The following is an 11888-nucleotide window of genomic DNA, read 5'->3' as shown; positions in this document are numbered from 1 at the left end:
GGCGGGGCGACGTGCCGAGGCGGGGCGACGTGCCGAGGCGGGGCGACGTGCCGAGGCGGGGCGACGTGCCGAGGCGGGGCGAGCCGCCGGGCCGGCGGATCTCGCCGGTCGCCGCCCCGGGGCGCTGCGTCGTCGCCATCCTCACCTAGGCTCGGCGCGTGCGACGACGGGGTGGCGCGGCGGGACGCGGCACGGCCGGGCGGGTCGTGGCGTGAGCGACCTGGTCCTCGGCGTCGACATCGGCACCAGCAGCAGCAAGGCGCTGCTGGTGCGCGCCGACGGCGACGTCGTCGCGGTGGCCGTGCGGGCCCACCACATGAGCCTGCCGGTGCCCGGGCGCGCAGAGATGGACGCCGACGCGGACTGGTGGGGCGACGTCGTCGCCCTGTGCGGGGAGCTCGTGCCGCAGGTCCCTGCCGGGGACCGGCTCGCCGCGGTGTGCACCACCGGTATCGGGCCCTGCCTCGTGCTGGTCGACGAGGACGGGCGCGCCATCGGCCCGGCCGTCCTCTACGGGATCGACGTCCGGGCCGGCGAGGAGGTCGACGAGCTCACCGCTCTGCTCGGTGCCGAGGCCCTGGAGGAGCGCTGCGGCGGCGGGCTGTCCAGCCAGTCGCTGGGGCCCAAGCTGCTGTGGGCGCGACGCCGCACCCCGGAGGCCTGGGACCGGGCGAGCGCCTGGCACGGGTGCAGCTCCTTCGTGGCGGCGCGGATGACGGGTGAGACCGCGCTCGACCACCACTCGGCGAGCCAGTGCGACCCGCTGTACGACCTGCGCTCGCGGGACTGGTCGCGCGACTGGGCGCCGGCCGTCCTCGGCGACATGCCGCTCCCTCGCCTCGTGCGCCCGGACGAGGTCGTCGGGGTGGTCACGAGCGCCGCGGCGGAGGTGACGGGGCTGCCCGCCGGCCTGCCCGTCGTCGCCGGGGCGGTCGACGCGTGGGCGGAGGCCCACGGGGCGGGCGTGCGCCGACCCGGTGACCTCATGCTCATGTACGGCTCGACGAGCTTCCTCGTCCAGGTGCTCCCCGAGCTGCGCCGCCGGCCTCCGCTCTGGACGACCTGCGGGCTCGACGCCGGGTCGTACACGCTCTCCGGCGGCACGGCGACGGCGGGGAGCCTCACCGCCTGGCTGCAGCAGCTCACCGGGGGCGTGCCCTTCGAGCAGCTCCTCGCCGAGGCGCGGGCCGTGCCAGCGGGGGCCGAGGGCCTGCTCGTGCTGCCCTACCTCGCCGGGGAGCGGACCCCCGTCTTCGACGCCGGCGCCCGGGGCGTCGTCGCCGGCCTCACGCTCCGCCACGGGCGCGGCCACCTGTACCGGGCGGGCCTCGAGGGCATCGCGCTCGGCGTGGCGCAGGTCCTCGACCTCTTCGGCACCGCCGCGGGGACGCCGGGCGAGCGGCCGCTCGTCGCGGTCGGGGGCGGTACGCGAGGCGGGCTGTGGACCCAGGTGGTCAGCGACGTCACGGGACGGGCCCAGGTCGTGCCGGCGCAGGCCGTCGGCGCCTCCTACGGCGCGGCGCTCCTGGCAGCCGAGGGCGTGGGGGTCGTGCCACCGGGCACCGACTGGTCCCGTCCCGGTGTGCTGGTCGAGCCCGACACCTCGCTGCGCGGCCTCTACGACGAGCTGGCAGCGGCCTTCGCCGACCTGTACCCGGCGACGCGCGACATCGTGGGCCGCCTGTCCGCCCTGCCCCGGGGCGAGACCTGACCCTTCCGGACTCGTGCATGAACGTCCGTCCAGCACTATCGTTCTTCCCCACGCCGGCGTCGTGTCGTCGGCACGGCCCCTGGCGGCGCCGGGCGAGCCCCGGCCGCGAACGAGCGGAGACGCGATGACGCGCCTGCACGACGACCCGGCGAGCTTCAGCGACGACGCCCTGGCGGGCTTCCTCGACGCGCACGCCGGGAGGGTGGTCGGTGTCCCCGGTGGTGTCGTCCGCGCGCGCGCCACCCGCGAAGGCAAGGTGGCGGTCGTCGTCGGCGGCGGCTCGGGCCACTACCCGGCCTTCTGCGGCGTCGTGGGACCGGGGTACGCGGACGGCGCGGTGGTCGGCAACGTGTTCACGTCGCCGTCGGCCTCGGAGGCGGCGTCGGTCGCGCGGGCCGCCGACGCCGGTGCCGGCGTGCTGCTGACGACCGGCAACTACGCGGGCGACGTCATGAACTTCGGCCTGGCCGTGGAGCACCTGCGCGGCGAGGGGCACGACGCCCGCTACCTGGCCGTCACCGACGACGTCGCCAGCGCTGGTCCGGACGAGGTCGCCAAGCGGCGCGGCATCGCCGGCGACGTCACCGTCTTCAAGTGCGCGTCCGCCGCGGCGGAGGAGGGCCTCGACCTGGACGGCGTCGAGCAGGCCGCCTGCCGGGCCAACGACCGCACGCGCAGCCTCGGCGTCGCCTTCTCCGGCTGCACGATGCCCGGCGCCGACGAGCCGCTCTTCCGCGTGCCGGAGGGCTCGATGAGCCTCGGCCTCGGCATCCACGGCGAGCCGGGCGTCTCGGACGAGGACATGCCGTCGGCCGCCGACCTGGCCCGACAGCTCGTCGAGGGGCTGCTGCGCGAGGCGCCGGAGGGCGCCGACGGCGGGAGGGTCGCGGCCGTCCTGAACGGCCTCGGCACCGTGAAGTACGAGGAGCTCTTCGTGCTCTGGCGCACGGTCGCGCGGCTGCTGTCGGAGGCGGGCCTCGAGGTCGTCGAGCCGGAGGTGGGCGAGCTCGTCACCAGCCTCGACATGGGCGGCGTCTCCTTGACGCTGATGTGGCTCGACGAGGACCTCGAGCGGTGGTGGCGCGCACCGGCGGACACCCCCGCCTACCGCAAGGGCTCCGTGGCCGACCTCGTGCAGGGCTCCGAGCGCTCCGCCGCGGACGCCGCCCGTGCCGCGGCGCCGCCGCCGGACGAGGAGTCGGGCGGCAGCCCGCAGTCGCGCTCGCTGGCGCCCGACGTCGTGCGCGGCGCCGAGGCCGTGGCGGCCGCCATGGCGGACGCCGAGGAGGAGCTGGGCCGCATCGACGCCGTCGCCGGGGACGGCGACCACGGGCGCGGCATGGTCCGCGGCACCGGCGCCGCGCTCGACGCGGCGCGCGAGGCGCAGTCCCGCGGCCGCGGGGCCGGCGGCGTGCTCCGGGCCGCGGGCGGCGCGTGGGCGGACCGCGCCGGGGGGACGTCGGGCGTGCTGTGGGGCGCGGCGCTCACCGCGGTCGGGACGCGCGTGGGGGACGACGCCCGCCCGTCGCCCGCCGACGTCGTCGACGCCGTCGACGCCGGGATGGACGTGCTGCTGCGCCTCGGCGGCGCGCAGGTCGGGGACAAGACGATGCTCGACGCGATCGAGCCGTTCCGGACGACCCTGCGCGAGCGCGTCGAGGCCGGCGACGACCTCCCGGCCGCCTGGGACGCCGCCGCGACCGCCGCGCAGGAGGCGGGGCGCGCGACCGCCGACCTGCGCCCGAAGGTCGGACGGGCCCGCCCGCTGGCCGAGCGCAGCATCGGGACGCCGGACGCGGGGGCGACCTCCTTCGGGATGGTCGTCCGGACCGTCACCGGCCTGCTGCGGGACTGAGCCGGTCGGGCATGGTGGTCGAGCCGGCCGCGTTGGCAGCACCAGGACGAGGCCCGGACGGGCGAGCGCGGCACCCCTCGGGCGACATCACCCGGGGACGGACGACCAGGGACGGACGAGCGGAGGAGCAGACATGGCGGAGCAGGGCTGGCGCGTGGTCGTCGGGGCGGACGACGCGGGCGTGCAGTACAAGGACGCGCTGAAGGCGGACCTCGAGGCCGACGAGCGCGTCGCCGAGGTGGTGGACGTCGGCGTCAACGGCGACGAGTCGACGGCGTACCCGCACGTCGCGGTCGAGGCCGCCCGCCGCGTCGCCGCCGGTGACGCCGACCGAGCCCTGCTCGTCTGCGGTACCGGTCTCGGCGTGGCCATCAGCGCCAACAAGGTGCCCGGGGTGCGCGCGGTGACGGCGCACGACAGCTTCTCGGTGGAGCGCGCCGTGCTCTCCAACGACGCCCAGGTGCTGTGCTTCGGGCAGCGGGTCGTCGGGCTCGAGCTGGCGCGCCGCCTCGCGCGCGAGTGGCTGGGGTACCGCTTCGACGCCTCCTCGGCGTCCGCGGCGAAGGTCGACGCCATCCGGGGCTACGAGGACGAGGCGGCGCAGCTGGCGACGCAGCGCGACGTCGACCTGGCGAGGTGCGACTGAGGACCCACCTGGACCCGTGGGTCCCGGACCGGGCGCTCCGGCCGTCCCGGCGCGGGCCTGGCCTCCCGTAGCGTGCCGGGATGCGAGGCGGCGGGCGGGACGGGCAGGTCGCGGGACGGACGTCGAGGGCGGTGGCGCGAGCGGTCGGGGTACGTCTGCTGCTCGCGCTCGTGCTCGTCTCCGTCGTGGCCGGCGTGCTGACCGCGCTCGGCGTGGCCGACTACCGGAGCACCTGGGGCTGGGGTGCGGTGGGCGTCGGCGCCCTCGTGGGCATCACCGCGAACGACACGTTCACGCGGGCCTCGGAGATCGACGCGGCGACCGTGTACGGAGCCGGCCTGCGCCCCGGCCCCGACCGCAGCCGGGACGCGGGAGGGGGCCTCACGGGTCTGGGCGTCTTCCTGCTCGTGGGCCTGCCCCTCGCCGTGGCGGGGCTCGTCGTGCTCAGCGTCTGAGCACGACGGAGGCCGGCGCGGCCTGCGCCGCTCGACCCGTGGCCCGGTCGGCGCGTACGCTCGCGAGCACAGGCGTCGACCCGGCCATCACCGGCGAGCCTCCGGAAGAACAGGCGCCCGACCCTCGTGGCGGGGCGCCCCAGTAGAACCGGACGGGACCAGCCCGTCAGCGCTGGAGAACGAGCGGCGCCGCACCGCGACCCATGGGGACCGGGACGGCGCAAGCGAGGTGGTACCGCGGGAGCGCCGGCCGGACGCCGGGCCCTCGTCCTCGTGTCCGCGGCGCGTGCGTGCGCGCCCGGGGCGAGGAGGCACGAGTCCCGTGACGACCCCCCAGAGCACCGCGACCGCGGCGCGCGGTACCTACCCGCTCGCCAGCTGCGGCCTGCCCTCGCCGGAGCCCGGGGTGACCTCGTCGCCGCGGCTGCCCGAGCTCGAGCAGCGCGTGCTCGACCACTGGGCGGCGGACGGCACCTTCCGTGCCAGCGTGGAGCAGCGCCCCGCCGGCGAGGACGGGAGCAACGAGTACGTCTTCTACGACGGGCCGCCCTTCGCCAACGGCCTGCCGCACTACGGCCACCTGCTGACGGGGTACGTCAAGGACGTCGTCCCGCGGTACCAGACCATGCGCGGGCGCCGCGTCGAGCGCCGGTTCGGCTGGGACTGCCACGGCCTCCCGGCCGAGCTGGAGGCCGAGCGCCAGCTGGGCATCGGCGGTCGCCGCGACGTCCTCGCGATGGGCGTCGAGGTCTTCAACGAGGCGTGCCGCGAGAGCGTGCTGCGCTACACCGACGAGTGGCGCGCCTACGTCACCCGTCAGGCGCGCTGGGTCGACTTCGAGCACGACTACAAGACCCTCGACCTCTCCTACATGGAGAGCGTGATGTGGGCGTTCAGGACGCTCCACGACAAGGGCCTCGTCTACCAGGGGCAGCGGGTGCTGCCGTACTGCTGGCGGGACGAGACGCCGCTGTCCACGCACGAGCTGCGGATGGACGAGGACGTCTACGCCCAGCGGCAGGACCCGGCGGTCACCGTCTGGTTCGGGCTGGAGACGGGCGAGCGCCTGCTGGCCTGGACGACGACGCCGTGGACGCTGCCGAGCAACCTGGCGGTCGCCGTCGGCCCGGACGTCGACTACGTCGTCGTCGAGGCGGGGGAGGGCGCGGCCGACGGCGGCGCGGGGGAGCGGTACGTCCTGGCCGCGGCGCGTCTCGCGGCGTACGCCGGCGCCCTCGACCTGGGCGAGGACCCGCAGGAGCGCGTCGTGGGGCGCCTGCGCGGCGCGGACCTCGTCGGCCGCCGCTACACGCCCCTGTTCGACTACCTCGTCGACGCCGAGACCTTCGGCACCGAGCGCGCGTACGTCGTCGTGCCGAGCGACCACGTGACGACCGAGGACGGCACCGGCGTCGTGCACATGGCGCCCGCCTACGGCGAGGACGACCAGCGGGTGTGCGCCGAGCACGGCATCCCCGTCGTGCTCACCGTCGACGACCGCGCCCGCTTCACCTCCGTGGTCCCCGACCTCGAGGGGCAGCACGTCTTCGAGGCGAACACCCCGATCACGCGGACCCTGCGCGAGCGCGGCCACCTGCTGCGGGCGGACTCCTACGTGCACTCCTACCCGCACTGCTGGCGGTGCCGGAACCCGCTCATCTACAAGGCCGTCTCCTCGTGGTTCGTGGAGGTGACGAAGGTCCGGGACCGGATGGTCGAGCTCAACCAGCAGGTGGAGTGGGTGCCCGGCCACGTCAAGGACGGGCAGTTCGGCAAGTGGCTCGAGGGCGCCCGTGACTGGTCGATCAGCCGCAACCGGTTCTGGGGCAGCCCGATCCCGGTGTGGGTCTCCGACGACCCGGCGCACCCGCGCACCGACGTCTACGGCTCCCTCGACGAGCTGGAGCGCGACTTCGGGGTCCGCCCGACCGACCTGCACCGGCCGTACGTCGACGCCCTGACCCGGCCGAACCCCGACGACCCCACGGGGCGCTCGACGATGCGCCGGGTGCCCGAGGTCCTCGACGTCTGGTTCGACTCGGGCTCCATGCCGTTCGCCCAGGTGCACGCCCCGTTCGAGGACGGCGACTGGTTCGACCACCACTTCCCGGGCGACTTCGTCGTGGAGTACATCGGCCAGACGCGCGGGTGGTTCTACACGATGCACGTGCTGGCGACGGCGCTGTTTGACCGGCCGGCCTTCCGCCGCGTGGTCAGCCACGGCATCGTCCTCGGCGACGACGGCCAGAAGATGTCCAAGAGCCTGCGCAACTACCCCGACGTGGGCGAGGTCTTCGCCCGCGACGGCTCGGACGCCATGCGCTGGTTCCTCATGGCCTCGCCCGTGCTGCGCGGCGGCAACCTCGTGGTCACCGAGGCCGGCATCCGCGAGGGCGTGCGCGCCGTGCTGCTCCCGCTGTGGAACGCGTGGTCCTTCCTCGCGCTCTACGCCAACGCGGCGGACGGCGGCGCGGGCCGTGAGGCCCGCACCGACGCGCCGCCGTCGCCGGACCCGCTGGACCGGTACGTCGTCGCGCGGACGGCCGACCTCGTCGACGCCGTCACGGCGGCGATGGACGTGGCCGACGTGGCCGGCGCCTGCGAGGCGGTGCGGGAGTTCGTCGACGTGCTCACCAACTGGTACGTGCGCCGCTCCCGCGCCCGCTTCTGGGCCGAGGACGGCGCGGCGATGGACACGCTCGCGCACGTGCTCGAGGTCGTCTGCCGGGTCGCGGCGCCGCTGCTGCCGCTGACCACGGAGGAGGTCTGGCGCGGGCTCACGGGCGGCCGCAGCGTCCACCTGGAGGACTGGCCGTCGTCCGGGACGGACCACGGCCTGGCCCACGACCCCGGGCTCGTCGGCGCCATGGACCGCGTGCGCGCGGTCTGCTCGGCGGCGTCGTCGCTGCGCAAGGCGCACGGGCTGCGCACGCGGCTGCCGCTGGCGCGGCTGGAGGTCGTCGTCGAGCAGGCGGCCGACGTCGCCGCCTTCACCGAGGTCGTCCGGGACGAGGTGAACGTGCGGGAGGTGGTCTTCACGGACGCCGCCGACGCCACGAGCGGCGTCGAGGAGCGCGTCGTCGTCGACGCCCGCGCGGCGGGGCCACGGCTGGGCCGGCAGGTCCAGGTCGCGCTGCGCGCCGCGAAGGCGGGCGACGTCCGGGTGCGCGGCGACGGGACCGCCGTCGCCGGCGGGGTCGAGCTGGTGGAGGGGGAGTTCGAGGTGCAGCGCGTGGTGGGCGAGCAGGCGCCGGGGACGGCGGCCGCGGTGCTGCCGGGCGCGGGCTGGGTGGTGCTCACGACCGAGGTGACGCCGGAGCTCGCGGCCGAGGGGGTCGCGCGCGACGTCGTGCGCGTCGTGCAGCAGGCCCGCCGGGACGCGGGCCTCGCGGTCGGCGACCGGATCCGTCTCACGGTGCTCGGCGACGAGCCCGTGGTGGCGGCGGTGACGGTCCACCAGCGCCTCCTGCAGGAGGAGGTGCTCGCCTCGTCCGTCGGGCTCGCGACCTTCGCGTCCGCCAGGGACGTGGGCGGCGCGGCCGGCGAGCTCGCCGACGCCCCGGCCGACCCCGCGGCCGGCGTCAGCGACGGCACCGCCGGCGACGGCGCGGCCGTCCGGGTCAGGGTGGAGGTCCGATGAGCATCCCCGCGACCGGGCCCACGTCCTCGGGCTCGCCCGCCCAGCGGCTGCGCGCCGCCCACGCCGAGCTGCTCGCCCGCACCCCGGAGAGCCAGGTGCAGCCCCGGCTCGACCCGGTGCGCCGCGCGTGCGAGCTGCTCGGCGACCCGCACCGCGCGTACCCCGTCGTCCACGTCGGCGGGACGAATGGCAAGACGTCGACGGCGCGCATCGCGGAGCGGCTGCTGCGCGAGCACGGCCTGCGCACGGGCCGGTTCACGAGCCCGCACCTGCACAGCGTCGTCGAGCGGATCAGCGTCGACGGGCTGCCCCTCGCCGCCGACGCCTTCGCCGACCTGCACGAGGACGTCGCCCCGTTCCTGGCGCTCGTGGACGGCGAGCTGCGCTCGGCCGGGCAGGTCCCGCTGACGTACTTCGAGGCGCTCGCCGTCATGGCCTTCGCCGCCTTCGCCGAGGCGCCCGTCGACGTCGCCGTCGTCGAGGTCGGGCTCGGCGGGGCGTGGGACGCGACGAACGTCGTCGAGTCGGCCGTGCAGGTGCTCACCCCGATCTCGCTCGACCACACCGAGCTGCTCGGGGACACCGTCGAGGAGATCGCCGCCGAGAAGGCGGGGATCCTGCGCCGGGACGCGATCGCCGTCGTCGGGCAGCAGCCCGAGGGCGTCGACGAGGTGCTCGCCGAGCACGCGCGGCCGCTGCGCACCCGGGTCGTCCGCGAGGACGAGCAGTTCGCCCTCGCCGGGCGGTCCGTCGCGGTCGACGGCCAGCTCATCGCCGTCCAGGGCCTGGCGGCGCGGTACGAGGACGTCTTCCTGCCGCTGCACGGGGCCCACCAGGCGCACAACGCGGCGCTGGCCGTCGTCGCCGTCGAGGCGCTGCTCGGCGGGGGAGAGCGGGCTCTGGACGGCGAGGTGCTCGAGGCCGCGCTCGGCGACGTCGCCTCGCCGGGGCGGCTGGAGGTGCTGCGGCCCTCCCCGCTCGTCGTCGTCGACGCCGCCCACAACCCGGCGGGCGTGGCCGGGCTCGTCGACGCCCTCGAGGAGGCCTTCGCGGTCAGCCACGGCGTCGGCGTCGTCGGGGTGCTCGAGGGCAAGGACCCCGAGGCGATGCTCGCGCTGCTGGAGCCGGCGCTGGAGGAGGTCGTCGTCACGCGGTCGGGCTCGCCCCGGGCGCTGGACGTCGAGGAGCTCGCCGAGGTGGCGCGGGACGTCTTCGGCGAGGACCGCGTCCACGTGGCCGAGCGGCTCGACGAGGCGATCGCGCTCGCGGTCGACCTCGCCGACACCGGCGCCTCCGGCGGCGGGGGCGGCGGCGTCCTCGTGACCGGCTCCGTCACGGTGGCGGCCGAGGCCCGGCAGCTGCTCGGCGCCCCGGCGGTCGACGCGCCCGGTCGCACCCGCGGCCCGGGCGCGAGCGGGGCAGGGCGGCCGGGCGGAGCCGAGCAGGAGGACGAGGACGACGGCGCCGACGAGCGCGACCCCCTGACGATCCTCGGCTACCCGCTGGACGACGAGGGCGAGCCCCTCGACGAGGCGGACGACGAGGACGACGGCCGTCGGCCGGGCGGGCGCGGATGACCTCGCGCCTCGCGGCCGCGGTGCTCGTGCTCGAGGCCTTCCTCGTCTTCTTCGCGGTGCTCGCCGCGTCCCGGCTCTCGGACGCCCCGGCGGGCCTCGTGTGGGGCGGCGGGCTCGGCCTCGCGGTCGTCCTGGTGCTCGCCTCGGGGCTGGTCCGCCGGCCATGGGGGATCGGGCTGGGGTGGGCCCTGCAGGTCGTCGTCGTGCTCGGCGGTCTCGTGCTGCCGGCGATGTTCGCCCTGGGCGCCGTTTTCCTCGTGCTGTGGGCGGCCCTGCTCCACCTGGGTCGCACCGTCGACCGCGACCGGGCCGCCTTCGTCGAGCGGTGGGGGCACCCCGACACGTGGGAGGACGGCGAGCCGCCCGCCGGCGCGCCCGGCCCCCCCACGCGGTAGCCGGCCCCCGCCGCGGCAGCCGCCCGGCGGGGCGGCGGTCGCTACGCTCCCCGCGGCCCGGCGCCCGCCGGCGCCGTGCCGCCGCGCCGAGGGATCGGCCGACGACCGGAGGTACCCCATGGCCGACCAGCAGACCAGCGCGCAGCAGAGCCAGGAAGGACCGGGGGAGCAGGTGGAGCGCACCCTCGTGCTCGTCAAGCCCGACGGCGTCGCGCGCGGGCTCGTGGGCGAGGTCCTGCGGCGTGTCGAGGCCAAGGGGTACCGCCTCGTGGCGCTCGACCTGCGGACCCCGACGCGGGACCTGCTCTCCCGGCACTACGCCGAGCACGAGGGCAAGCCCTTCTACGAGCCCCTCGTCGCCTTCATGTCCTCGGGCCCCGTCGTCGCGGCGGTCGTCGAGGGGCAGCGGTGCGTCGAGGGCTTCCGGAGCCTCGCGGGCGCCACGGAGCCGACCACCGCGGCGCCCGGCACCATCCGCGGCGATCTCGGTCGCGACTGGGGCCTGGCCGTCCAGCAGAACCTCGTGCACGGCTCCGACTCGCCGGGGTCGGCCGACCGGGAGCTCGCCCTCTGGTTCCCCTCGCTCTGAGCGACGCCCCGCCCGTGCCGCGGCCGCCGCGGGCCGCGCCCGGCCGCGGGCGTGCCCCGCGCGGGAGCGGGAGTAGCCTCGCGGCGTCCGCAGCACCCGTCCGCCCGGGAGTCCCGATGGCAGGGGTCGACACGCCCGCTAGGACCGGGTCGTGAGCACCGTCCGCGTCCGTCCGGCGGTCCTCGACGCCGCGGGCGACGTCGCCGCGCTGGCCCTGCTCCGCCGTGCGTCGGCCTCCGGCGACGGGCAGGCCCCGGCCGACGCCGACTTCGGCCGACGGTTCTCCGCCTGGGTGCGGGCCGAGGCCCACCAGCGGTCCTTCTGGCTGGCCGAGGCCCGGGGCGGCGAGGGCGGGCGCACCGCCGGCCTCCGGCTCCCCGTGGGCATGGTCGGGATGCTCCGCTACGAGCGGCTGCCGCGACCGGGGGCACCCGTGACCGCGTGGGGCTACCTGGGCGGGCTCTTCGTCCTGCCGGACCACCGGGGCGGGGGCACCGGGACGGCGCTGGTCGAGGCGGCGCTGGAGGGCGCCCGTGACGCCGAGCTCGTCCGCGTCGTGCTCTCCCCGGGCAGCTCCCGAGCGGCGCCGCTCTACCGGCGTCTCGGCTTCCGCGACGCCCGCGAGCTGCTCGTGCACCCGCTGGAGGGGGCGGCCGCCGACGACGAGGACGTCTCCGGCCTCGACGACCTCGTGCACCCCCTGGACCTCCACCCCCTCGACTGACGGCTCCCTCTCGACCGGCAGCGACGCCTGGACCGACGGCCGCGGGACCCGCTGCGCGAGAGGGCCCCGGTGGGCGCCGCTGTGCGATACTCCCCACGGTCGTGCGGCACGCCGCACCTGTCCGCGCGACCCGACGACGTCCTCACCGCACCTTGCGGGGCGACCGACCTCGCGCCGCCGACTGCGCTCCGCGCACCGGCAGGCGCAGGGGCCGTCCCCAGGGGGCCTGGCAGCCGTGGCGGATCCTCGGACCTGCCGGACGGGGGCTCGTCGGCGACCGAGCCCCTCCGCGCGCG

At 76.7% G+C, this 11888-nt stretch carries 9 protein-coding genes; all 9 read left to right on the top strand.

The window, feature by feature from the left end; genetic code table 11:
* Positions 1-211: 211 nt before the first annotated feature.
* The 9 genes from WDZ17_RS07740 (at position 212) to WDZ17_RS07700 (ending at position 11592) form a co-directional block, all read left to right on the top strand.
* On the top strand, positions 212-1711 hold the full coding sequence (locus WDZ17_RS07740) for an FGGY-family carbohydrate kinase (protein ID WP_339574571.1): 1500 nt from the start codon (positions 212-214) through the stop codon (positions 1709-1711).
* Between the two features lie 124 nt (positions 1712-1835).
* Positions 1836-3566, top strand: coding sequence for a dihydroxyacetone kinase family protein (locus WDZ17_RS07735; RefSeq protein WP_339574570.1), 1731 nt, complete (start codon positions 1836-1838; stop codon positions 3564-3566).
* A gap of 133 nt (positions 3567-3699) precedes the next feature.
* A complete protein-coding gene (locus WDZ17_RS07730) occupies positions 3700-4212 on the top strand; it encodes a ribose-5-phosphate isomerase (RefSeq protein WP_339574569.1) in 513 nt (170 codons plus the stop codon).
* Positions 4213-4292: 80 nt separating this feature from the next.
* Positions 4293-4667 (top strand): hypothetical protein, encoded by a 375-nt coding sequence (locus WDZ17_RS07725; RefSeq protein WP_339574568.1) that lies wholly within the window; start codon positions 4293-4295, stop codon positions 4665-4667.
* A 322-nt stretch (positions 4668-4989) separates the two neighbouring features.
* The gene (ileS, locus tag WDZ17_RS07720; protein ID WP_339574567.1) at positions 4990-8307 is read left to right on the top strand and encodes an isoleucine--tRNA ligase; all 3318 of its coding nucleotides are present in this window, start codon (positions 4990-4992) and stop codon (positions 8305-8307) included.
* Positions 8304-9884, top strand: coding sequence for a bifunctional folylpolyglutamate synthase/dihydrofolate synthase (locus tag WDZ17_RS07715; RefSeq protein WP_339574566.1), 1581 nt, complete (start codon positions 8304-8306; stop codon positions 9882-9884). The genes ileS and WDZ17_RS07715 overlap by 4 nt, the downstream gene beginning before the upstream one ends.
* A complete protein-coding gene (locus tag WDZ17_RS07710; protein WP_339574565.1) occupies positions 9881-10279 on the top strand; it encodes a DUF4233 domain-containing protein in 399 nt (132 codons plus the stop codon). Before WDZ17_RS07715 ends, WDZ17_RS07710 begins: the two co-directional genes overlap by 4 nt.
* Positions 10280-10397: 118 nt before the next feature.
* Complete coding sequence (gene ndk / locus WDZ17_RS07705) at positions 10398-10868, top strand: nucleoside-diphosphate kinase (protein WP_339574564.1); 471 nt, start codon at positions 10398-10400, stop codon at positions 10866-10868.
* A gap of 151 nt (positions 10869-11019) precedes the next feature.
* The gene (locus WDZ17_RS07700) at positions 11020-11592 is read left to right on the top strand and encodes a GNAT family N-acetyltransferase (protein WP_339574563.1); all 573 of its coding nucleotides are present in this window, start codon (positions 11020-11022) and stop codon (positions 11590-11592) included.
* The last annotated feature ends 296 nt before the right edge of the window (positions 11593-11888 follow it).

The organism is Pseudokineococcus basanitobsidens, assembly GCF_037482545.1.
GTDB lineage: Bacteria > Actinomycetota > Actinomycetes > Actinomycetales > Quadrisphaeraceae > Pseudokineococcus > Pseudokineococcus basanitobsidens.
Note: the sequence above shows the minus strand (reverse complement) of the source record. Positions and strands in the feature narration are given on the sequence as shown.